Annotated in this window: 23 protein-coding genes; 15 read left to right on the forward strand and 8 right to left on the reverse strand. The window is 65.1% G+C overall.

Annotated features, from left to right (window positions below; translation table 11 throughout):
- Positions 1-15: 15 nt before the first annotated feature.
- The gene (locus tag NFG57_RS03685) at positions 16-1,473 is read left to right on the forward strand and encodes a PLP-dependent aminotransferase family protein (RefSeq protein ID WP_348815396.1); all 1,458 of its coding nucleotides are present in this window, start codon (positions 16-18) and stop codon (positions 1,471-1,473) included.
- Positions 1,474-1,522: 49 nt separating this feature from the next.
- Here the strand turns inward: NFG57_RS03685 and NFG57_RS03690 are convergent, their stop codons facing one another.
- Positions 1,523-2,767: a sodium:proton antiporter gene (locus NFG57_RS03690; protein WP_348815397.1), complete on the reverse strand. Its 1,245-nt coding sequence runs from the start codon at positions 2,765-2,767 to the stop codon at positions 1,523-1,525.
- A 222-nt stretch (positions 2,768-2,989) separates the two neighbouring features.
- Here NFG57_RS03690 and NFG57_RS03695 point away from each other — a divergent pair, with 222 nt between their 5' ends.
- Positions 2,990-3,331 (forward strand): histidine triad nucleotide-binding protein, encoded by a 342-nt coding sequence (locus NFG57_RS03695; protein ID WP_045992116.1) that lies wholly within the window; start codon positions 2,990-2,992, stop codon positions 3,329-3,331.
- Between the two features lie 30 nt (positions 3,332-3,361).
- Here the strand turns inward: NFG57_RS03695 and NFG57_RS03700 are convergent, their stop codons facing one another.
- Positions 3,362-3,535, reverse strand: a complete 174-nt coding sequence (locus NFG57_RS03700) for a hypothetical protein (RefSeq protein ID WP_348815399.1) — start codon at positions 3,533-3,535, stop codon at positions 3,362-3,364.
- 48 nt (positions 3,536-3,583) lie between these two features.
- Here NFG57_RS03700 and coq7 point away from each other — a divergent pair, with 48 nt between their 5' ends.
- A complete protein-coding gene (gene coq7 / locus NFG57_RS03705; RefSeq protein ID WP_108131334.1) occupies positions 3,584-4,228 on the forward strand; it encodes a 2-polyprenyl-3-methyl-6-methoxy-1,4-benzoquinone monooxygenase in 645 nt (214 codons plus the stop codon).
- Between the two features lie 137 nt (positions 4,229-4,365).
- Here the strand turns inward: coq7 and NFG57_RS03710 are convergent, their stop codons facing one another.
- From NFG57_RS03710 to NFG57_RS03720, 3 genes are all read right to left on the reverse strand, one after another.
- The gene (locus NFG57_RS03710; RefSeq protein WP_348815400.1) at positions 4,366-4,785 is read right to left on the reverse strand and encodes an OsmC family protein; all 420 of its coding nucleotides are present in this window, start codon (positions 4,783-4,785) and stop codon (positions 4,366-4,368) included.
- A 74-nt stretch (positions 4,786-4,859) separates the two neighbouring features.
- Positions 4,860-5,537 carry an N-acetylmuramate alpha-1-phosphate uridylyltransferase MurU gene (gene murU, locus NFG57_RS03715; protein WP_045991846.1) on the reverse strand — a complete coding sequence of 226 codons (678 nt, stop codon included), beginning with the start codon at positions 5,535-5,537 and terminating at the stop codon, positions 4,860-4,862.
- Positions 5,534-6,574 (reverse strand): phosphotransferase, encoded by a 1,041-nt coding sequence (locus NFG57_RS03720; RefSeq protein WP_045991847.1) that lies wholly within the window; start codon positions 6,572-6,574, stop codon positions 5,534-5,536. Before NFG57_RS03720 ends, murU begins: the two co-directional genes overlap by 4 nt.
- Positions 6,575-6,762: 188 nt before the next feature.
- Here NFG57_RS03720 and NFG57_RS03725 point away from each other — a divergent pair, with 188 nt between their 5' ends.
- From NFG57_RS03725 to NFG57_RS03760, 8 genes are all read left to right on the forward strand, one after another.
- Positions 6,763-9,225, forward strand: coding sequence for an LPS-assembly protein LptD (locus NFG57_RS03725; protein WP_045991848.1), 2,463 nt, complete (start codon positions 6,763-6,765; stop codon positions 9,223-9,225).
- Positions 9,226-9,302: 77 nt separating this feature from the next.
- A complete protein-coding gene (locus NFG57_RS03730) occupies positions 9,303-9,944 on the forward strand; it encodes a SurA N-terminal domain-containing protein (protein ID WP_045991849.1) in 642 nt (213 codons plus the stop codon).
- A gap of 11 nt (positions 9,945-9,955) precedes the next feature.
- Positions 9,956-11,005: a 4-hydroxythreonine-4-phosphate dehydrogenase PdxA gene (gene pdxA, locus NFG57_RS03735; protein ID WP_222515614.1), complete on the forward strand. Its 1,050-nt coding sequence runs from the start codon at positions 9,956-9,958 to the stop codon at positions 11,003-11,005.
- A 41-nt stretch (positions 11,006-11,046) separates the two neighbouring features.
- A complete protein-coding gene (gene rsmA, locus NFG57_RS03740) occupies positions 11,047-11,859 on the forward strand; it encodes a 16S rRNA (adenine(1518)-N(6)/adenine(1519)-N(6))-dimethyltransferase RsmA (RefSeq protein ID WP_108448069.1) in 813 nt (270 codons plus the stop codon).
- Positions 11,856-12,236 carry a Co2+/Mg2+ efflux protein ApaG gene (gene apaG, locus NFG57_RS03745; protein WP_045991851.1) on the forward strand — a complete coding sequence of 127 codons (381 nt, stop codon included), beginning with the start codon at positions 11,856-11,858 and terminating at the stop codon, positions 12,234-12,236. The genes rsmA and apaG overlap by 4 nt, the downstream gene beginning before the upstream one ends.
- A 39-nt stretch (positions 12,237-12,275) precedes the next feature.
- Positions 12,276-13,088, forward strand: a complete 813-nt coding sequence (locus tag NFG57_RS03750) for a symmetrical bis(5'-nucleosyl)-tetraphosphatase (RefSeq protein ID WP_108448070.1) — start codon at positions 12,276-12,278, stop codon at positions 13,086-13,088.
- Between the two features lie 66 nt (positions 13,089-13,154).
- Positions 13,155-13,493: a thiosulfate sulfurtransferase GlpE gene (gene glpE / locus NFG57_RS03755; protein WP_222515613.1), complete on the forward strand. Its 339-nt coding sequence runs from the start codon at positions 13,155-13,157 to the stop codon at positions 13,491-13,493.
- A complete protein-coding gene (locus NFG57_RS03760) occupies positions 13,490-14,650 on the forward strand; it encodes a polynucleotide adenylyltransferase (protein WP_287163115.1) in 1,161 nt (386 codons plus the stop codon). The genes glpE and NFG57_RS03760 overlap by 4 nt, the downstream gene beginning before the upstream one ends.
- 13 nt (positions 14,651-14,663) lie before the next feature.
- Here NFG57_RS03760 and folK read toward each other — a convergent pair whose 3' ends face one another.
- Entirely contained in the window at positions 14,664-15,206 is a 543-nt protein-coding gene (gene folK / locus NFG57_RS03765; RefSeq protein ID WP_045991855.1) for a 2-amino-4-hydroxy-6-hydroxymethyldihydropteridine diphosphokinase, read from the reverse strand.
- The gene (gene folB / locus NFG57_RS03770; protein ID WP_045991856.1) at positions 15,206-15,571 is read right to left on the reverse strand and encodes a dihydroneopterin aldolase; all 366 of its coding nucleotides are present in this window, start codon (positions 15,569-15,571) and stop codon (positions 15,206-15,208) included. The genes folK and folB overlap by 1 nt, the downstream gene beginning before the upstream one ends.
- Positions 15,572-15,775: 204 nt before the next feature.
- On the opposite strand from folB, the gene NFG57_RS03775 reads away from it, so the two are divergent.
- On the forward strand, positions 15,776-16,363 hold the full coding sequence (locus tag NFG57_RS03775; protein ID WP_045991857.1) for a glycerol-3-phosphate acyltransferase: 588 nt from the start codon (positions 15,776-15,778) through the stop codon (positions 16,361-16,363).
- A gap of 79 nt (positions 16,364-16,442) precedes the next feature.
- Here the strand turns inward: NFG57_RS03775 and tsaD are convergent, their stop codons facing one another.
- On the reverse strand, positions 16,443-17,471 hold the full coding sequence (gene tsaD / locus NFG57_RS03780; RefSeq protein ID WP_108131338.1) for a tRNA (adenosine(37)-N6)-threonylcarbamoyltransferase complex transferase subunit TsaD: 1,029 nt from the start codon (positions 17,469-17,471) through the stop codon (positions 16,443-16,445).
- 389 nt (positions 17,472-17,860) lie between these two features.
- On the opposite strand from tsaD, the gene rpsU reads away from it, so the two are divergent.
- The 3 genes from rpsU to rpoD all read left to right on the forward strand — a co-directional run bounded on the left by rpsU (position 17,861) and on the right by rpoD (position 22,237).
- Entirely contained in the window at positions 17,861-18,076 is a 216-nt protein-coding gene (gene rpsU / locus NFG57_RS03785) for a 30S ribosomal protein S21 (RefSeq protein ID WP_013333229.1), read from the forward strand.
- A 198-nt stretch (positions 18,077-18,274) separates the two neighbouring features.
- Positions 18,275-20,089, forward strand: a complete 1,815-nt coding sequence (gene dnaG, locus NFG57_RS03790) for a DNA primase (RefSeq protein WP_045991859.1) — start codon at positions 18,275-18,277, stop codon at positions 20,087-20,089.
- A gap of 312 nt (positions 20,090-20,401) precedes the next feature.
- Positions 20,402-22,237: an RNA polymerase sigma factor RpoD gene (gene rpoD / locus NFG57_RS03795; protein WP_108131339.1), complete on the forward strand. Its 1,836-nt coding sequence runs from the start codon at positions 20,402-20,404 to the stop codon at positions 22,235-22,237.
- Positions 22,238-22,355 lie beyond the last annotated feature (118 nt).

A 22,355-nucleotide genomic window follows, 5' to 3' on the forward strand; every position in this document is an offset into this window, starting at 1 on the left:
GAGCCTCCAGTACAGATGAAGGCACAGGACATCGATCGTCGGGCGGGCATCAGCCTGGTCGAGCAGGTGGTAGCGCTGATCCAGCGCCGCATGGCCCAGCGTCAGCTGGCGCCAGGTACGCGCCTGCCGTCGATTCGCGGCTTGGCTGAATCGCTCGGGGTGTCACGCTCCACCGTGGTCGAGGCCTACGATCGGCTGGTCGCCGAGGGCGCCATCCATTCCCGTCGCGGCGCCGGCTTTTTCGTCGGTGATCGCTTGCCGCCGCTGTCCCTGGCGGAGCTGGCGCCCCGTCGCGAGCGCGCAGTGGACCCGCTGTGGCTGACCCGCCAGGCGCTCGAGAGCGACCATTACCGGCTGAGGCCAGGCTGTGGCTGGCTGCCGGCAGAGTGGATGCCCCACGAGGAGATTCGCCGTGGGCTGAGGCAGTTGGCGAGGCGTTCCGGCGCTGTCGCCAGCCTGACCGACTATGCGTCGCCCCAGGGCCTGCAAGCACTGCGTCAGGTGCTGGCGCATCGCCTTACCGAGCGGGGTGTCGAGGCGGCGCCGTCCCAGATCCTGCTGACCGAGTCCGGCACCCAGGCCATCGATCTGTTGTGTCGGTTTCTGCTCGAGCCGGGCGACCGCGTGCTGGTCGATGACCCCTGCTATTTCAACTTTCATGCCCTGCTGCGTGCCCACCGGGTCAAGGTGGTGGGGGTGCCCTTCAGCCCTGCGGGGCCGGACCTATCGCGCCTTGCCGAGGCCCTCGAGCAGCATCGTCCGCGGCTCTATATCACCAACTCGGGGCTGCATAATCCAACCGGTGCCAGCCTGTCACTGGCGGTGGCCCACCGCGTGCTGCGCCTGGCCGAGCGTCACGACCTGCTGATCATCGAGGACGACATCTTCGCCGACTTCGAGCACCAGGCGTCACCGCGCCTGGCGGCGCTGGACGGGCTCGAGCGGGTAATCCAGGTGGGCAGCTTCTCCAAGACCCTGTCGGCCTCGGTGCGCTGTGGCTATATCGCCATCCGCCCCGAGTGGTTCGAGGAGCTGGTCGACCTGAAGCTGGCGACCTCCTTTGGCGCCAGTGCGCTGTCGGCAGAGCTGGTGTTCCAGCTGGTCAGGGAAGGCGCCTATCGACGTCACCTCAACGTGCTCAGGACGCGCCTGGCAGACGCCATGGGACAGGTCATGCCGAGACTGCGCGCGGCGGGCCTGGAGCCCTGGGTGGAGCCTAGTGCGGGGCTCTTTCTGTGGACGCGACTGCCCGCGGGGCTCTGCGCCAAGGACGTGGCCAGAGCGGCGCTGGACGAGGATCTGGTACTGGCGCCTGGGGAGGTGTTCAGCCCGGAAACGGCGAACAGTCGCTACCTGCGCTTCAATGTGGCGCAGTCGCTGGATGATGACGTCTTCAGGGCGCTGGACCGGGCCATGGAGCGGGCGGCCAAGGATCGGGTGGCCAAGGAACGGACGGCCAGGGATCGGGACTGACGCTATCGTGGTGAAACGTCAGTCCCGCCCACCCGTCAAGCAGGCGGCTCTAGTGGCCAGGAGGCCCCTGCTTGACGGGTGCGTCCTTGGTGGGGCGAGAAGCGACGAAGCGCTGGGCCATGGGCTGGGCGCTGACGCCGTGCAGCACCACCGAGATCATGACCGTCAACACCACGCAGGCGAGGATCTCGTCGCTGCCGGGGATCGGGTACTGATCGTAGATCAGCAGTGCGAACAGGATGCTGGCCAACCCCCGAGGTCCGAACCAGCCGAGGAAGGTCTTTTCATAGGCGGACAGCCCGAGTCCGGTGAGCGATATCCAGATCGGGATCATGCGAATCACCGACAGGTACATCAGCGCCAGAGCAACGGTCTTCCAGGACGCATGCGAGATGGCCAGCGGCACCATCACCGCACCGAAGATCAGGAAGGTGGCGATGGTCAAGAGCTGGCCCTCGCTCTCCATGAACTCCTCGATGAAGGTGGTGTCATGGCGTAACTGGTTGCCGAAGGTCAAGCCGCCGAGGAACACCGCGATAAAGCCGTTGCCGCCGACGGTTTCGGCGACCAGATAGATCAGGAAGGCCAGCGCCAGAAACAGGATGCCCTGATAGATGACGGTGACGTAGCCGCGGTCGATGGCGGCGTCGAGCAGGCGGGCAAAGCCCCAGCCGAACAGCACCCCGACCAGCGGCCCGAGGGTCAGTTGCAGCAGGGCGAAGGTCCAGAGGTTGTCCGGTGCGTCGGCGACCTCGGTGCCGGTGGCCGCTACCGCCAGGAGTGCCGAGGCAAGAATCACCGGTACTGCCAGGCCATCATTGAGCCCACTTTCGACGTTGATCGACTGGCGGATACGTTCTGGCACGCTGGGGCTCGATACCACCGCCTGGCCCAAGGCCGCGTCGGTCGGGGTAAGAATCGCCGCCACCAGCATGGCGGTGCCCCAGGCCGCTTCCGGCGAGACCCACTTGGCCATCAGCGTGCCCAGCAAGACCGTCAGGGGCATGCCGATCAACAGCATGCGCAGCGGAATCGCCAGGTTCTGGCGCAGAGACTTCAGCTTGACCACCGAGGCATCGGCGAACAGCACGATGATCAGGGTGATCTCGGCGATCACCTGGGTCAGCTCCTGCTGCATGTCCATGGGCACCAGGTCCGGCGTCAGCGCGCCCAGCCCCATCCCCGCGGCCATGAACACCATGGGCAGACTGATCAGCGAGGCCGAGATGCGCCGCGACAGCAGGGCAAAGGCGATGATGATCAGAAGGATCAGCAGCAGGGCGGTGTGATGCATGGCAGGCGACACTCCGAAAATGCATGGGAGCTACGGTTGTACCATAGCCGCAATGGCTTGGGGGGGCAGGCGAGCGCGATGACCAGAGGTGCATAACTGGCGGTTTGGGAACGTTGCTCATGGGGCCTGGGTCAGTGATCGGGCGAGTCAGGGGACTGACAGCAGCCCTGTTGGCGGGTAATCTCGAAGACACCGTTTTTTCAGTGTGCCCCGGAGCCTGCCATGGATTGCCTGTTCTGCAAGATCATCAACCGCGAGATTCCCGCCGATATCGTCTACGAGGACGATCAGGTGCTGGCCTTCAACGATATCGATCCCAAGGCCCCGACCCATATGCTGGTCATCCCCAAGAAGCATATTGCCACTCTCAACGACATCACCGAGGAAGACCAGGCACTGGTGGGGCGCCTGCCGCTGACCGCCTCGCGTCTGGCCAAGGACCTCGGGTTTGCCGAAGATGGCTTCAGGGTGGTGATGAATTGCAATGAAGACGGCGGCCAGACGGTCTATCATATTCACATGCACGTGATGGGCGGTCGTCGCTTCACATGGCCGGCTGGCTAGCCGGCGCGCGACGGAGTCTCTTCCGGCAGTTCAAGCGCTCGACGCATCCGTGCATTCTCCGGCGTCGCCTGGTGTCCCCCAGGCGGCGCCGATCGGTTTTTTCGATGTGTTGAGCGTCGAGGCGTCGCCGCCCTCAACATGAAGAGCCGGCGCTTGAGTGCCGCCGACGCTTGCGTAGAATAATCCCTTGATGCGAACGTTCATCGTTTCGCCCATGTTTGCTGGCTCACTTAGTCGTACAAGGATCGCGCCATGTCCCGCTCCCTCAGTCCCGCTGATCGGGCCATCCATCAGTTCGACAATGTATTGCGCACCCTGGTGCCGGGGGCGGCGCGGGCATCTCGGCCGACGCCCGCGGTCGATACGATCCATGACGGCGAAATGAGCCCGGATGAGCGCCATCACGCGGCCGGCCTGATGCGCATCAACCACACCGGAGAGGTATGCGCCCAGGCGCTGTACCAGGGCCAGGGCCTGACCGCCAAATTGCCGGAGGTGCGCGGCCAGATGGAGGAAGCCGCCCAGGAAGAGATCGATCACCTTGCCTGGTGCGAGGACCGGCTCAGGGAGTTGAATGCGCCGACCAGTCGACTCAATCCGCTGTTCTATGCGGCGTCCTTCGGCATGGGGGCGCTGGCGGGGGCGGTTGGCGATCGTGTCAGCCTGGGCTTTGTCGCCGCCACCGAGGAGCAGGTTGGCAAGCATCTGGACGAGCACCTCGAGACCTTGCCCGAAGGGGACAAGCGCTCCCGGGCGGTGCTCAGGCAGATGGCCATCGACGAGGCCCACCACGCCCAGCAGGCGCTGGAGGCTGGTGGCGCCAGGTTCCCTGGCCCGGTCAAGGCCGGCATGACGCTGATGTCCAGGGTGATGACCAAGAGCGTCTACCGCATCTGATCCTGTGCCGGTGGCCAGCGCCTGATGCTGCGATGGCCTCGCCCTCACGCAAAAGCCCCTGCCGATCGGCAGGGGCTTTTGCGTGAGGGTGGCTGTCGATCCGAGGCGCTCGCTGCTGCGCGGCGCTCGAAGCGGCCTCAGGATTCGACGATGGTGTAGGAATGGGTGACCTCGACGCCGCCCTTGGCCAGCATGATGGAGGCGCTGCAGTACTTGTCGGCGGAGAGTTCCACCGCGCGCTGGACCTGCTTTTCCTTGAGCCCCTTGCCGGTGACGGTGAAGTGCACGTGGATCTTGGTAAACACCGACGGCACGCTGTCGGCGCGTTCGGCCTCGATGTCGGCGACGCAGTCTTCCACCGGGGCGCGGGACTTCTCGAGGATCTCCAGCACGTCGAAGGAGGTGCAGGCGCCCATGCCCATCAGCAGTATCTCCATCGGGCGCGGCCCGGTGTTGCGGCCACCGTGATCGGGGGGGCCGTCGATGACCACGGCGTGGCCACTACCGGATTCGGCCACGAACTGACGGCCGTCGGTCCATTTGACGCTGGCTTTCATGGGGATTCCTTCTTTTTCTGCGATAGTGATGTCGATGTTTTTTGATGCGGTCTGCAGGATGCAGCCGGACTCAATCAGCGTTCGCCAGGAGCGCCGCCGAGTCTGTGATTCAACGCCTCGAGGCGCTCGGGCGTACCCACGTCGACCCAGTCTCCCCGATGGTGGGTGCCGGCGACGAGGTCGCGGGCCATGGCCTCGCGAAGCAGTGGAGCGACAGGATAGCAGGGAGCGGGCAGGTCATTCACCAGACGCGGGTCGATCAGCGCTATCCCCGAGTAGGTCAACTTTGGCGAGCCGTCGCTCGAAACTCTGCCGCCGGCCGCCAGGTGGAAGTCGCCGTCCGGGTTGTGGACGGGGTTGTCGACCAGCACCAGATGGGCCAGATCGCCCTCCAGAGAGGGCAGGGCGCTGGGGTCGATGTCGCAGAAGGCATCGGCGCTGACCAGCACGAAGGGCTCCTCGCCGAGCAGTGGGCGAGCCTTGGCGATACCGCCGGCGGTCTCCAGCGGCTCGTCCTCGCGACTGTAGGCAATCGATACCCCGTAGCGTTCACCGTCGCCCAGGGTCTCGATAATCTGGTCGGCACGGTAGCTGACGTTGATCACCACCTGTTCGATACCGCAGCCGGCCAGGCGCCTGAGGTGGTGGCCAATCAGCGGTTCGCCGGCCACCGGCAACAGGGGTTTGGGGCAGTGGTCGGTCAGCGGCCGCATGCGTTTGCCGAGACCGGCGGCCAGGATCATGGCTTTCATGGGCGCACCTCTGCGACGCGGGCTTCGATCAGCGGGCGCAGGCTGTCTTCGACCCAGGCGCTGAAGTCGGCGTGTCCCGCGAGGCCCTCCAGCCCCTCTAGGCTGTCCTGAAGATGGGCAAGAAAGTGAGGTAGACGCGCCAGGTAGCCGTCGCGCTGGTCGCGCAGGGTCAGGCGACAGAAGATGCCGAGCACCTTGAGCGCACGCTGGGCAGCCATGGCATTGACCCAGCGCAGGAAACTGTCGCTATCCACCGAGTCAGACAGGCGCCCGTCGGCTATCGCGCGCTGGCGGAAAGCCTCGCTCCAGGCCGCCCGGGTGGCCGCATCGAAGCGCCGATAGCGCCCGTGCAACAGCGAGATCAGGTCATAGGTGATGGGGCCTGCCAGGGCGTCCTGGAAGTCGATCAACCACAGTTCGGCGGCGTGACGCATCAGGTTCATGGCATCGAAGTCGCGGTGCACGGTGACCACCGGCTGGGCCAGCGCCTGTTCGATCAGCGCCTGGCGCAGCGCAGGCCAGCCGGGAGGCTGGCCATCCAACTCCAGCCACTGGGCGAGGCACCAGTCGGGGAACAGGTCCAGCTCCCGGGCCAGCGTTACGGCGTCGTAGGGCGGCAGGCTATCGCTCGGAGCCTTCCGCTGAAGCTCCTCGAGCAGCGCGATGGCGGCGTCGAAATGGGCGTGGGTGGTGGCCTCGTCGGCACCGTCGAGGGCCAGGTGCAGCGGCTCGTCGCCGAGGTCCTCAAGCTCCACGAAGCCCTGGTCGGCGTCCACGGCATAGACCCGGGGTACCGGCAGGCCCGCTGCGTGCCAGTCACGGGCGATGGCGACGAAGGGGCCGACGTCCTCCTGGGGGGGTGGGGCGTCCATCAGCATGCGGGTCTCCCCACTTTCCAGGGTGAGGCGGTAGTAACGCCTGAAGCTGGCGTCGCCGGCGGCCAGCACGAGATCGCTCGAGCCCTCGATGGACGGGTGCTGTGCCTGTGCCCAAAGGCGCAGTTGCTCGAGTCGGCGGGGGCTTTCAGCCTGGGACATCGGGGGGAAAACTCCTGGTGGCGGCAGGGCGAAGGATGCCAATGTCGGTTGACGCTCCGTTGGCCTCACCGCATGCTGTGCATGGATCAAGGGCGGCCGTGGCGCGAATCTCGTTGGAACAGATCGGCGTTACAGGTCGGCCGCGGCCTGTATAATACCGATTCACCCCGTCGAGGACAGCGTGCAACATGGCCAAGCGATACGCATGGACGGCCCTGGCGGGCCTCGCCACCACCAGTCTGGTGTCGTCCCCCCTGTGGGCGGCCCCACCTGAACCCCTGCCGGCAAGCCAGATGGATTGGCAGCCCTGGGGCGATGACCGTCCCGCCGGGACGGTGTGCCGAGGCTACTACGTTCAGCCCGAATACCGCCTTCCTGCGCCGGCCATCGATGGCCAGGTCAACAGCGAATCCAACACCGCCAACTACGGCACCGACGGTGACACCGTGCTCGACGGTGAAGTGGTGCTGCGCAAGGGCGATACCCAGCTCGAGGCAACCCGGGTGCAGGTACCACCGGAGCGTGACCTGGCCAACGCCAGTGGTCCCCTGACCCTGCGCGACAAGGGCCTGCTGGTGCGCGGTGACAGCGCCGAGGTGTCGCTGAACAGCGACCAGGCCACCATCGATTCGGCCCACTACGTGGCCCACGAGTCGCGCCTGCGCGGCGATGCCATCCAGCTCGAGCGAGTCAGTGACAACGTCTTTCGTCTGCGCGAGGCCAGCTTCACCACCTGTGAGCCTGGCGACAGCACCTGGCGCCTGATCGGCAACGATATTCTGCTGGATCGCAATCAGGGCTACGGTACCGCCAAGCATGCCCGCCTGGAGGTAGGCGATGTGCCGGTGTTCTACTGGCCCTGGGTGCGCTTTCCCATCGACGAGCGGCGCCAGACAGGCTTCCTGTGGCCGACCATCGGCGTCTCCGACGGTGGTGTCGACTACGCACAGCCCTTCTATCTGAATCTGGCGCCCAACTATGACGCCACCATCACCCCGCGCTGGATCGACGACAGCGGGTTACTGATGGGGGCGGAGTTCCGTTACCTGTTTCCCACCGATCAGGGCACTCTGGAAGGCGCCTACATCGGTGACGACGAGTCCGCCGGAGATGACGACTCCACCACCGAGCTCGAGAACGGCGACGAACGCTGGTACTTCGACTACAGCCATTACGGGCGCTTCAGCTCGCGCGTTCCCTACCGGCTGCGCTATGGCGCCGCCAGTGACGGCCGCTATTTCGATGACTTCGGGCGTACCTTTGGTGAGACCGATACCAGCAACATGGCGCGTCTGGCCCAGATCGACTACCTCGGCGACACCTGGAACCTCCAGGCCAAGGCCCAGGGCTATCAGCTGCTGGACGATCCGGTCGACGAAGGCGACAAGCCCTTCTACCGGCTGCCGAGCCTGACCGCCAACGGCCGCTGGTCCCAGGACCTCGGCTTCTATCAGGAGTGGAACTCCAACGCCACCTACTTCTGGCGCGATATCGAGGGCGACGAGAACGGCTTCTACGACTACGAGGATACCCAGCGCCGCATCCCGCTCAGGGAAGACGTCAAGGGCGCCCGCCTGGATCTGGCGCCGGCGGTGGGCTACCGCTTCGAGCCGAGCTGGGGCTTCTTCGAACCCCGCGTGGCGCTGCAGCACACGAGCTATGACCTCGACTATGACGAGCGCATCACCGACAACAGCGAGAGCCCGACGCTGACCGCACCGGTGACCACCATCGACGCCGGGCTGATCTTCGAGCGCGACTTCGCCTTTGGCGGTGACGACTGGCGCCAGACCCTCGAGCCACGCCTCAACTACGCCTACGTACCGGAGCGCGACCAGAGCGACTTCCCCGACTTCGACACCGAGGAGCTGGCGTTCTCGTGGGGCCAGCTGTGGTCGCCGTACCGCTTCTCCGGCGGCGATCGTCTGGGTGACCTGAACCGTTTGTCCTACGGCGTGGAAAGCCGCTTCCTCGAAGACCAGAGCGGCCGCGAGCGGTTGTCTGTCGGGGTCGGGCAGTCGGCCTACTTCGAGGACCGCAATATCGATATGGCCGGTGATCCCGACACCTTGCCCGGTGATGAGGAGTCGTTCGACTACTACGAAGCCACCCGCGATCGTTCGCCCTGGGTGACCCGAATCAACTGGCAGATCACCGACAACTGGAGCACCCGCTGGCAGTGGCTCTACGACGACGAGGAGAGTCGCACCGAGAGCACCGGCCTTGGCGTGCAGTACCGTGCCGACGCCGGTCACGTGCTCAACCTGGGCTACCGCTGGGAGATCGAAGGCTTCGACAACGCCGACGATGACGATGACGTTCGCAACTACAACCGCGAAGAGTACGACATGTCCTTCGCCTACAAGGCGACGGATCGTTTCGACGTCATCGGCCGGGTGCTCTACGACAACACCAACGACCGTGCCCTCGACCAGATGGCGGGTGTGCAGTGGAACGACTGCTGTTATGGTGTGCAGGTCGTGTGGCGCGAGTGGATCGAAGACGAGGACACCGCCAACAACATCGAGGACGACACCACGGATCGCGGGCTCTTCCTGCGCTTTGTGCTCAAGGGCTTCGGTGGCATCGGTGGCGACGCGGACACCTACTTCCAGTCTGCGGTGCCCGGTTACCGTCCCGGCCTGAACTAAATACCCTGGCGTATCCCCAACGGCGAGCACGAGACGTGCTCGCCGCATCGAATCTGAGTGAACGAGGAAGCATGACTATGCGTAGCCGACCCCTTGCCGCCCTGGCGATGGCCGCCTGTCTGGCACTGACTACCGTGGCGGCCCACGCCCAGGACGGTTACCGCCAGCCGCTGGATCGGATCGTCGCCGTGGTCAACGAGGACGCCATCATGGCCTCCCAGCTCGATGACCGTGTCGAGCAGGCCATGGCCAGACTGCGCGCCAGCGACATGGACACTCCTCCGGAGCAGGCCCTGCGTGAGCAGATTCTGGACCGCATGATCGTCGAGGAGATCGAGGTGCAGATGGCCGAGCGCATGAACCTGAGCGTCGACGATACCGAGCTCAATCGTCAGGTGCGCGCCGTGGCCAACCAGAACGGTGTCAGCCTGGAGCAGTTCGCCGATCGGCTCGAGTCCCAGGGCATGAGCCTGTCCCAGGTGCGTGATCAGATCCGTCGCGAGATGCTGATCATGAAGGTCCAGCAGGCCCAGGTGTCCAGCCGGATCAACATCTCCGAGTCCGAGGTCGAGCGCTATCTGCAGCAGCAAGGCGTCGGTACCAGCCGCGAGGAGGCGCGCCAGGCGATCTTCCAGCGCAAGGCCGGCGATGAACTCGAGAAGTGGGTTCAGGAAATTCGCGGCGAGGCCTTCGTCGAGAAGCGCCTGAACCAGGGCTGATGTCGCAGCGGATGAAGGCACCGATCGTGGTGACCACCGGCGAACCCGCCGGCATCGGTCCCGAGCTTGCCCTGATGCTGGCTGCGCGCCACGCCACCGACTGGGTCGCCATTGGCGACCCAGAGCTGTTGAGGGCTCGCGCCTTGGCGCTCGGACTGGATGTCGAGGTGGTAATAGTGGCACCGGGCGAGGCGCATCCGGGGCCGCGCCGGCAGCGTCTGGCGGTGTGGCCGGTCGCGCTCAAGGAGGCCAGCGAGCCTGGCGTGCTGTCGACGGCCAACGCCGACTATGTGCTCGAGACCCTGGATATGGCGGTGGCCCAGTGCCTGGCCGGCAAGGCCTCGGCGATGGTCACGGCGCCGCTGCACAAGGGGGTGATCCGCGACGCGGGCCATCACCACTTCACCGGCCACACCGAGTACCTGCGCGATGCCTGCGGGGTCGAGGAGGTGGTCATGATGCTGGCCACCGACAGCGCCCTGCACGGGCGCGTCGTCTCGGCCGACGCCACCACTGATTCATTGCGTTCGATACCGCTGCGGGTGGCCCTGGCGACCACCCACCTGCCGCTGCGCGAGGTGGCCGACGCGCTGTCTCGAGAGGGTCTCGAGCGAGTGCTGCGTATTCTGGCCCGGGACCTGACAGACTTCTTTGGCGTTGTCTCTCCGCGGATCGCCGTGTGCGGTCTGAACCCCCACGCCGGCGAGGATGGGCATCTCGGGCGCGAAGAGATCGAGATCATCACCCCGGTGCTCGAACGGCTACGTGAAGAAGGACTGGCCCTTGACGGGCCGCTGCCGGCGGATACCCTGTTCACCCCGCGTCATCTCGACGGCGTCGACGCGGTGCTGGCGATGTATCATGACCAGGGTCTGCCGGTGCTCAAGTATTCGGGATTCGGCCAGGCCGCCAACATCACATTAGGGCTGCCGCTGGCACGGACCTCGGTGGACCACGGCACCGCCCTGGACCTGGCCGGGCATGGCACTGCCAGTCCCGATAGCCTGGCGGTGGCGATTGCCCTCGCCGAGGATATGGGCAGCCGGGTGGCCGAGCGCTGAAGGTCCGTCACCCCAACCCTCGTTTTGCAAAGGATTCAAGCATGTCATCCCGCCCCACGGCGCACCGGGCCCGCAAGCGCTTCGGTCAGAACTTCTTGCGTGATCCCGGCGTCATCTCGCGCATCGTGCGTTCCATCGGGGCGCGCCCCGGCGACCGTATGGTCGAGATCGGCCCAGGCCAGGGGGCGCTGACCGAACCACTGCTCGATGCCACCGACGGTGATCTCGAGGTCATCGAGCTGGACCGGGACCTGATTCCGGGGCTGCGGGTGCAATTCTTCAATCACCCGAACTTCGTCATCCACGAAGGCGACGCCCTCAAGATGGACTTCGTTGCGCTACGCGGCGAGGGCCAGCCACTCAGGGTCGTCGGCAACCTTCCCTACAACATCTCGACCCCGCTGATCTCGCACCTGCTCAAGGCTGGCGACGCCATCCAGGACATGCACTTCATGCTGCAGAAGGAGGTGGTGGATCGTCTTGCGGCGCCACCGGGCGGAGGTGATCGTGGGCGGCTGTCGGTGCTGGCGCAGTACTTCTGCGACGTCGATTCGCTGTTCGTGGTACCGCCGGAGGCCTTCGTGCCGCGTCCCAAGGTGGACTCGGCCATCGTCAGGCTGACCCCGCGTGAGCGACCCCAGGGGCGGGCCAAGGACGAGACGTTGCTGTTCGACGTGGTGCGCGAGGCCTTCGGTCAGCGGCGCAAGACGCTGCGCAACAATCTCAAGGGACGCATCGACGGTGACGCCCTCGAGGCCCTCGGTATCGATCCGAGCCGGCGGCCCCAGACGCTGGAGGTGGAAGAGTTCGTGTCCATCGCCAACGCCTTGAGTGCAGAGGAGAATCCGTCATGAGCGAGATGCCCGACGTAAGGGTCGATGTGGAGCCCGCCTATCGTGAAGATGAATCTTCGCCGATGGAGAACCGCTTCGTGTTCAGCTACACGGTGACGGTGCACAATCATTCGCCGGGGAATATTCAGTTGATGGCGCGTTTCTGGAAGATCACCCAGACCAGCGGGCAGGTCCAGGAGGTTCGTGGCAAGGGGGTGGTCGGCAAGCAGCCGATGATAGGCCCCGGTCAGACCTTTCAGTACACCAGTCGTGCCATTCTCGACGGGCCGGTAGGGTTCATGGAAGGGGCCTACACCTGCGTGGACACCGCCAGCCAGCGTCCCTTCGAGGTGCCGATCACGGTGTTTCGCCTGGCCACACCCAACCAGATTCACTGATCTGGCGAATCGAACGCCCTTCAAGAGCCCCGAGATCCTATGAAACGCTACGCTATCGGTGACCTTCAAGGCTGTCATGAGGAATTCATCGCCCTGCTCGAGGCGCTCGACTTCGATCCGCGTCGGGATCAGTTGTGGCTGGCCGGAGATCTGGTCAACCGCGGGCCGGGGTCGCTGGCCTGCCTGCGCGAAGTGATGGCGCTGGGGGAGGCGGCCAGGGTGGTGCTAGGCAACCACGACCTGCATTTGCTGGCGGTGGCGCGAGGTGGCGCCGCGACCAAGCGCAAGGACACCATCGACGATATTCTAGAGGCCGAGGATCGCGAGACCCTGCTCGACTGGCTCCAGGCCAGGCCGCTGCTGGTGCGCGATGGCAATACCCTGATGACCCACGCCGGCCTGCCGCCCCAGTGGGGGCTGGATCAGGCCGAGTCGCTGGCCGGTGAGGTCGAGTGGATGCTGACCGGCGAGCGTGCCGGCGATTTTCTCACGCGCATGTACGGCAATCGTCCGCGCCGCTTCAAGCCGCACCAGGAAGGGGTCGACCGCCTGCGGGCCATCGTCAACACCCTGACCCGTATGCGCTTCATCGACGCCGAGGGGCGCCTGGATTTCGACGCCAAGGAAGGCCTGGACAGTGCGCCGGATGGCTTCGCTCCCTGGTTTCAGTACCCTCGCCAGGATGATCCCTGGCTGCTGTTCGGCCACTGGGCCGCGCTCAACGGCGAGGCCAGCGGCAGTCGGGTTCGCGCCGAGGCGCTGGATACCGGCTGCGTCTGGGGCGGCAGCCTGACCGCGCTGGACCTGGACAGCGGCGAGCGCATCAGCGTGCCCAGTCGGCAGTTTGCGTAACGCCGCAGGCCACTCGCCGAGACCCACTTCCCCGTGCCCGACCCTTCCCTTTATCAAGGAGTCCATATGACGTCCGCCGCCTTCGAACATCTGGATATCGAGCGCCTGAGCCAGTGGCTCGATGAGCAAGGCGAGCTGTGTCTCGTCGATATTCGCGATCCCGGCAGCTACGCCCAGGGCCACATTCCCGGCAGCCGCCATCTGGACAACCACAGCGTAGGGCCGTTGGTCGAACAGACGCCGAAGGATAGACCCCTGGTAGTGGTGTGCTATCACGGCCATTCCAGCCAGCAGGCGGCAAGCTGGCTCAGCGCCCAGGGCTTCGAGCGCGTCTACAGCCTCGATGGTGGCTTTACCGAGTGGCAGCATCGCCTGCCCGAACGGGTGAGCCGGATGGCGTCATGACCCAGGAACGCGAGCAGCGTCAGGGCGACGAGCCTTGTGCGGGGCTGGAGGTCTATCGGGTGGGTGGCGCGGTACGCGACGCGCTGCTTGGCTGGCCGGTGAAGGACACCGACTGGGTGGTGGTCGGTGCCACCCCCGAGGCCATGCGCCAGCGTGGTTTTCGCCCGGTGGGGCGCGACTTTCCGGTATTTCTGCACCCCGAGACCCACGAAGAGTACGCCCTGGCGCGGACCGAGCGAAAGTCTGGTCACGGCTATACCGGCTTTGTGGTGCACGCCAGCCCCGAGGTGACCCTGGAGGAAGACCTGGCCCGCCGCGATCTGACCATCAACGCCATGGCCGAGTCACTCGACGGCGCGCTGGTGGATCCCTTCGATGGCCGTCGAGACCTCGATGATCGACTGCTGCGCCACGTCAGCCCGGCTTTCGTCGAGGATCCCTTGAGGGTGCTGCGTACCGCCCGCTTTCTGGCCCGTTATGCAGGTCTTGGTTTTCGCATCGCCGAACCGACCCAGGCGCTGATGCGCCAACTGGCCGACAGCGGTGAGCTCGACCATCTGGTGGCCGAGCGGGTCTGGGTGGAGACCGAGAAAGCGCTCGGCGAGCCCGAGCCGCGGCATTACTTCGATGCCCTGGCCGCCTGCGGTGCACTTAAGCGGCTGATGCCGGCGCTGAACGAGGCGGGCGGTGATGCCCTGGAGCGTGCGCTTGTTCGGATGACGAGATTGCCCGAGGCGTTGTCCGGTTCGCCCTGTTGGCGCTGGGGGCGACTGGTGGAGGCACTGAGTGCGCCCGCACGCAAGGCCCTGGAGGAGCGCCTCAAGCTACCCAACGACTATCGTGACGCCGGGCATCAGTTAGCGTCGACCCGACAGCTGGCGTCGTCGCTTGCTCAGGACGGTGATCGCTCGGCGCCGTTGATCGCCATGGACTGGCTCGATGGCATCGACGCCTGGCGCCGCGGTGAGCGGGTGGCGCCGCTGCTGGCGGTGCTGGCACTTAGGCGTCCCGGGGACGCCGAACGGTTGGCGCTGGGCTATCGTACGGCGCTGGCGCTCTCGCCCAGAGACCTGCTCGATGAGGGCTTCAAGGGTGCGGCGCTGGGTCAGGAGCTACGACACAGGCGGCTTGCCGTCCTGGAAGACGCCTGGCGCTAGCGGGCTTGCGGGGCTACTGCTCGAGAGTCCCCTCGAGTGCTGCGCGTGAAGGCAGCGCCCGATCCCCCCAGTGGAACTCGATGGGCCACAACGGCTGGTCGTCCGCGTCGAAGGCCTGCCAGATCTCCTGATAGCAGCGCCCGTCGAGGGGGTGGCGGTGCTCCGGCAGCAGCTCGGCCATGGGCCAGAGCACGAAGGCGTGGTGCAGGATTTCGCCTCGCGGCAGGCTGACGCCGTCGATGTCGCCTACCTGCTCGCCGACGGTGAGGATGTCCACGTCGAGGGTGCGAGGGCTGAACTTGGGGCTGTCCTTGCGTCGACCATTGGCGGCCTCGAGACGTTTGCACCAGGCCTGCAGTTCGCCAACGGACCAGTCGCTGTAGAGGGCGACCACCAGGTTGTAGAAGTTGCGACCGTCTTCGAAGCCGACCGGCTTGCTTTCGTAGACCCGCGAGATGGCAAGCTCGCCAAAGGTCTCCGACAGGGCGTCCAGGCAGACGCGAATATGCTGGTCGCGCTCGATATTGCTGCCAAGACTCAGGGTTACCAGCGCCATCAGTGGCCCCCGGGGCGCTGACCGCGCTCGATGCTGACGCCTACGGCGCGGGCGTTGGCCACCGCCCCGGGCTTGCGCAGGGTCATCTTCAGCCAGGGCACGCCGAACTCCTCCTGCAATAGTTCCGCCAGCCGCTCGGCGAAGGTTTCCACCAACTCGAAGCTGTGTTCTTCGGCGAAGACCCCGATGCGACGGCTGATGGCGTCATAGTCGAGGGTCTGGCTCAGGTCATCGTCTTGCGCTGCAGCGCGGATGTCGGTGGCCAGCACCAGGTCCAGCGTCAGGCGCTGGGTGATGCTGCGCTCCCAGTCATAGACGCCGATGACGGTATCCAGTTCAAGGCCTTCGATCAGTACCTGATCCATCGGTGATCCCCGGTGATTGTCCTCCCGGCCGCTAAGCAAGAACCGGGAAAAGCAGGTGTGACAAGGCGCCCGATTGTACTTGAGCCGCCCCCCGGGAAACAGGCCGCGGGTGACTCGCGAGTGCTCGTACTGGCAAACTACGACGGAATGCCCTTGAGTGTGGCATCTTTCGCCAGCACCGGTTGCGTCGGGTCAGGAGTCGCCATGGGTTCATCGTTGGAAGTGATACTGCCCTTGACCGCTCTTGCCTACCTGAGCGGCACCTGGCTGGGCGCCATCAGCGTCTGCCGCTGGGCCGGGCGCCCGGATCCGCGGCTCAGCGGCTCCTGCAATCCCGGCTTCTCCAATGTGCTTCGCCAGCACGGCGTGCCGCTGGCGCTGGCGACGCTGGCGATCGACGCCCTGAAAAGCTGGCCGGTGCTGCTGCTCGGCCTGTGGCTCGAACTGCCGCCCTGGGGGCTAGGCCTGGTGGGGCTCGGTGTGCTGCTGGGCCACTGCTACCCGGCGTGGTATCGCTTCCGTGGTGGCAAGGCGGTGGCCAGCGCCTTCGGCGTGATGCTGTTGTTGACCCCTGGGGTAGCCCTGGTCAGCGCCGTGATCTGGGCGCTGCTTGCCTGGTGGGCGCACACCGCGGCGGTGGCCTCATTGACCAGCGCCACCCTGGCCCCGCTGCTGAGCCTGTGGCTGGCGCCGGACTTTGTCTGGGTAGTGCTGGTGTTCGCCGGTCTTGTGGTGGCCCGCCACGCCATCAATATCGGCCGGTTGCGCCAGGGCAAGGAGCCCCACCTGTAAAGCGACCGGCTCGATGGGGCAGGCTGGGCTCCTGGGCGTATAGAGAGCGCAATCATGGCCCTTTCTTCTTGCTAGTCGACTACGGCGCGCTGAGTTGATCCATCGGCCAGCGCGGCACCGCCTTCATCTGACCCACGGTATCCTTTTCTCCTGCGATCAAACGCTGGGCTCCCGCATAAGCGATCATGGCGCCGTTGTCGGTGCAGAAGCGGCCGCGAGGGTAGTAGGCGCGAGCCCCCTGTTTTCGCGTCGCTTCTTCCAGCTTGGCGCGCAGGCGCACATTGGCACTGACACCGCCGGCCACCACCAGGCGGGTGAGCCCGGTCTGCTTGAGGGCCCGACGGCACTTGATCGCCAGGGTGTCGGCGACGGCCTCCTCGAAGGCTCTGGCGACGTCGGCGCGGGCCTGGTCGTCGAGCTGGCCAGCCTGTTCTAACTGACGAATGGCGGTCAGGGTGTGGGTCTTGAGCCCCGAAAAGCTGAAGTCGAGACCCGGGCGATCGGTCATCGGCCGGGGGAAGCGGAAGCGGCCCGGGTCGCCGCCCTCGGCCAGGGCAGCTACCCGCGGGCCGCCGGGGTAATCGAGGTCCAGCATCTTGGCAGCCTTGTCGAAGGCTTCACCGGCGGCATCGTCCACCGATTCGCCCAGCAGTTGATAGCACCCGATGCCGTCAACCTGGACCAGCTGGGTGTGGCCGCCCGAGACCAGCAATGCCACGAAGGGAAAGGCCGGAGGCTCGTCCTCGAGCATGGGAGCGAGCAGGTGTCCTTCCATATGGTGAACGCCGAGCACCGGAATGCCGAGTGCGCGGGCCATGCCGTGGGCGGTGCTGGCGCCGACCATCAGCGCGCCGACCAGCCCGGGGCCTGCCGTGTAGGCGATGGCGTCCAGCTGGGTGCGTTCGAGCTGTGCTCCAGAGAGCACCTGGTCGATCAGCGGCAGCAGGCGCCGGGTATGGTCGCGAGAGGCGAGTTCCGGCACCACACCGCCGTAGTCCGCGTGCATCGCCACCTGGCTATGCAACGCATCGGCCAGCAAGCCGCGGTCGGTGTCGTAAAGGGCGACGCCGGTCTCGTCGCAGGAGGTTTCGATGCCTAGTACGCGCATGGATCGGGCTCGGGAAACGGTGAAAGGGGGGAGTATTCTACGCCGATTTGGCTTCCGCTGCATAAGCGACGGGCTCCCTTTCGGCGGCCGCGGCGCGCCTTGTGGCAGGCAAGCAGCGCTGGCGGCGGGTACAGATTGAAGGGTGAGCGAGACGAAAGCATTTGCAAGAAAGCGGGATGGTCACTAAAATACTGTCCGCTGCAAGACTGGGTCGTGCATCCAGGGCTCGCTTCCCCCGTCTCTGTTCCGTTTCAGGTCATGCCCGCAGGGTTCCTGCGCTGAGCTGTTGTCAGCTCAAGGGTTGGCCGGACAAGGAGTGGTGCGAGGTATTGGCCTTGAAGGTGTGCGTACAAACCGAACTCAAGTTACCCAAGGTAGGTGAGTGCTTAATGCCTTCTGTCAAAGTACGTGATAACGAGCCGTTTGACGTCGCTCTGCGTCGCTTCAAGCGTTCCTGTGAAAAAGCCGGCGTTCTGTCCGAGGTTCGTCGTCGTGAGCAGTACGAGAAGCCGACTGCCGAGCGCAAGCGCAAGGCTGCTGCCGCTGTCAAGCGTCACGCCAAGAAGCTCCAGCGCGAGCGCAAGCGTTTCGAACGGCTCTATTGATCCGTACTTGAGTCGAGCGCGGTCCGCCGCCCTCGGTTCAGGAGGACGCCAAGCGGCCGCCATTGAGGTGGCCGCTTGTTTTTCTGACGTTTGTCGCCGACTCCCGCTTCGCTTCTCTTGCTCCTGCTAGTGCATTGTCTAGCGCGTTTCAGTCTAGACTAGCGCGCTTCAGTCGAGAGAGCTCCTGTCGAGCAGAATATGGCCGGTCAGATTCCCCAGCGTTTCATCGATGATCTCCTTGCCCGCGTCGACGTGGTCGAAGTGGTGGGAGAGCGCGTCAAGCTGAAAAAGGCCGGGCGCAACCATTCCGGTCTGTGCCCCTTCCACCAGGAAAAGAGCCCGTCTTTCACGGTCAGTGCGGACAAGCAGTTCTATCACTGCTTCGGCTGCGGCGCCCACGGCAACGCCCTGCGCTTTCTGATGGAGTACGACAAGCTGCGGTTTCCCGAAGCGGTGGAGCAGCTGGCCTCGCGGATGGGAATGGAAGTGCCGAGGGAAGGGGCGGACGACCCTCGCGCCCAGGCCCGCGAGAAGAAGCGCAAGGAAGGCGTCAACCTGCTGGAAATGTCGGCCAGCTATTTTCGCGAGCGGCTCAAGATGCCGGAAGGCAAGGCGGCGCGCGAATACCTCGAGGGTCGAGGGCTGTCCGATGAGGTGCGCGAGACCTTCGGCATCGGCTACGCGCCGGCCCAGTGGGAGGCGCTGAAGCGACACCTGGGCAGCCAGGGCGTCGATGAGTCGGTGCAGATCGAGTACGGCCTGCTGGTGCATCACGAGGACAGTGGCCGCAGCTACGACCGCTTCCGCGACCGGGTGGTCTTTCCGATCCGCGACATTCGCGGCAGGACGCTTGGCTTCGGCGGCCGAGTGATGGGCGACGCCAAGCCCAAGTATCTGAACTCGCCCGAGACGCCGGTGTTCCACAAGGGGCGCGAGCTCTACGGCCTCTATGAGGCACGTCAGGCCAATCATCGCCTGGAACGCCTGCTGATCGTCGAGGGCTACATGGACGTGGTGGCGCTGGCCCAGTTCGGCATTCGCAACGCGGTGGCGACGCTTGGCACCGCCACCACCGCCGATCACCTGCGTCGGCTGTTCCGTCTGGTCAGCGAAGTAGTGTTCTGCTTCGACGGCGACAAGGCGGGACGCCAGGCGGCAGCGCGGGCGCTGGAAACGGTGCTGCCGGAGATGATCGATGGTCGCCAGGCACGCTTCCTGTTCCTGCCGGAGGGAGAGGATCCCGACTCCCTGGTGCGCAAGGAGGGAACCGAGGCCTTCGAGGATCGGGTGACGTGCGCAAGCCCTCTGTCGGAGTTTCTGTTCGAGCACGCCGCCCAGGGGCGCGATCTGGCGCAGCTTGAGTCGCGAGAGCGCTACGCCAGTCAGGTGCTGGCAGCGATCGAGAAGCTGCCGCAGGGGGTGCTCAAGTCGCTGATGCTGACCGAACTCTCGCGTCGCACCGGGGTCGAGCAGTCGCGCTTCGAGGCGCTGCTGGCGCCGGCGCCCGAGGACAACGACGTCGCGCCGGTCGATGAGTTTTTCGAACCCGTCGTCGAGGACGGCGAGCCGGCGCCACGGCCGCGCCGTTCCGGGGGCGCCCTTGGCCTGATGGCGCGAACCCTGCAATTGCTGGTTCACGAGCCCAGGCTGGTGGAGCGCTTGCCCGAATCGCTGGACTGGTGCGGGGGGCAGGACGAGGACGCCCGGCTGTGCCGGGAGGTCATTACCTTGCTGCGCGCTGGCGGCTACTCAAGCGCTCAGGTGCTGCTGATGCACTTCCACGGTAGCGAGGACGGTGAGCGGCTGGCGGCGCTGGCGCGACGGGAGTTGTTGATCCCGGTGGCAGCCAGGGCGGCGGAGCTCGATGGTCTGGTGAGCTATTTTCAGAGAGCCAGTCAGACCCCGTCCCGGCAGGAAGAGATCGACGCCTTGCTGAGGCGGCAACAGTCCGGCGAGCGGTTGTCGAGTGAAGAACGCGGGCGCTTGATGGAGTTGCTGGCGGCGGGGCGCTAGGTCGCTTGCGGCAGGGCGCGAGCGCTGTCACGACGGCAGGTTCGGCTACCACCAATGGTAAGAACCTGTGAGCGTTCGACGACAAATATGAGGTATGGATGTGGGTAGGGTTGAATTTTGTCCTACCATCACCATCTAAGGGATACGGCGCTGACAAGTGGCGCAACCAGATAAACTAACACACCTGAGACATCGCGCAAACACTCCAGACTGGCAGAAGTGGCCCCAAAACCGCTATACTGTCCGGCTTACCGAGTTTCTCCACCTTAGCGCTTCAGGTGCTTCATTCTTCTTCGTCGAGATAGGGTTTCTATGGCTGGAAATGCGCAGCAGCAGTCACGTCTGAAGGAGTTGATCGCGCGCGGCAAGGAACAGGGCTTCCTGACCTATGCCGAGGTCAACGACCACCTTCCCGAAGATATCGCCGACCCCGACCAGGTGGAAGATATCATCGGCATGATCAATGACATGGGTATTAACGTCGTCGAGGAAGCTCCCGACGAAGATACCCTGATGATGTCGGATCACTCAACCGATGAATCCGCGGCTGAAGAGGCAGTGGCGGCCCTGGCCGCGGTGGAAAGCGATGTCGGTCGCACCACGGACCCGGTGCGCATGTACATGCGCGAGATGGGCACCGTCGAGCTGTTGACTCGTGAAGGCGAGATCGAGATCGCCAAGCGCATCGAAGAAGGCACCCGTGAAGTCATGTCGGCGCTGGCCTATGTGCCGGGTGCCGTCGAGTCGATCCTCGATGCCTACGATGCCACCCAGGACGAGGAAGCGCCGGGACGTCTCTCTGACCTGTTTTCCGGCTTCATCGACCCCGACGAAGGCATCCCCGGCGTGGCCGAGGCCGAAGTGCCCGAGGTGGACGAGCAGGCTGCCAGCGACGACGACGAAGACGGCGAGGAAGAAGAGGACGACTCCGGTGGTGGCCCGGATCCGGAAGAGGCCCGTGCGCGTTTCGGGCAGATTCGCGAGCAGAGCCAGGCCGCCAACGCCGCCATCGAGACCCACGGTCGTCAGTCCCGTGAGGCTCAGGAAGAGCTGGCACGTCTGGCCGAGCTGTTCTCTCCGATCAAGCTGGTGCCCAAGCACTTCGAACGTCTGGTCGGACAGGTCCGCATCAGCGTCGAGCAGGTGCGTGCCCAGGAAAAGACGGTGATGCAGCTCCTGGTGAAGCAGGCCAAGGTGCCGCGCAAGGCCTTTATCAAGGCCTTCCCGAGCAACGAGTCCCGGCTCGACTGGCTCGACGACTTCATGGCCGACAACGCCCGCTACGCCGATCGTCTCGCGCCGCTCAAGGCCGACGTTCAGCGTGCCCAGCGCAAGATCGCCTTCGAGGAGGAGATGATCCAGCTGCCGGTGAGCGAGGTGAAGGAGGTCAATCGTCGCCTGTCCATCGGTGAGGCCAAGGCTCGCCGTGCCAAGAAGGAGATGGTCGAGGCCAACCTGCGTCTGGTCATCTCCATCGCCAAGAAGTACACCAATCGCGGCCTGCAGTTCCTCGACCTGATCCAGGAAGGCAACATCGGCCTGATGAAGGCGGTGGACAAGTTCGAATATCGTCGCGGCTACAAGTTCTCGACCTACGCCACCTGGTGGATTCGTCAGGCGATCACGCGTTCCATCGCCGACCAGGCGCGCACTATCCGTATTCCGGTGCACATGATCGAGACCATCAACAAGCTCAACCGCGTTTCGCGGCAGATGCTGCAGGAGATGGGGCGCGAGCCGACGCCTGAAGAACTGGGCGAGCGTCTCGAGATGCCGGAAGACAAGGTGCGCAAGGTGCTCAAGATCGCCAAGGAGCCGATCTCCATGGAGACGCCGATCGGTGACGACGACGATTCGCACCTGGGTGACTTCATCGAAGACTCCACCATGGTGCTGCCGATCGACTCGGCCACCGGCGAGGGCCTCGTCGAAGCCACGCGCAACGTGCTCGGTGGCCTGACCGCCCGCGAAGCCAAGGTGCTGCGGATGCGCTTCGGTATCGACATGAACACCGACCACACCCTCGAGGAGGTCGGCAAGCAGTTTGACGTGACCCGCGAGCGTATCCGTCAGATCGAGGCCAAGGCGCTGCGCAAGTTGCGCCATCCGACCCGCTCCGAACCGCTGCGCTCCTTCCTCGACGAGTAACGCCTGTCTCGACCGAGCAGGGCTTGCGTCGACAGCGAAGCAGTAGGGTGAGCACAGGACGCCCGTGGCGAAAGCCACGGGCGTTTTTTCATGTCATCGAATCAGGGTGAAGCGCTGC

The sequence above is a fragment of the Halomonas sp. H10-59 genome, assembly GCF_040070555.1.
GTDB classification, from domain to species: Bacteria; Pseudomonadota; Gammaproteobacteria; order Pseudomonadales; family Halomonadaceae; genus Halomonas; species Halomonas litopenaei.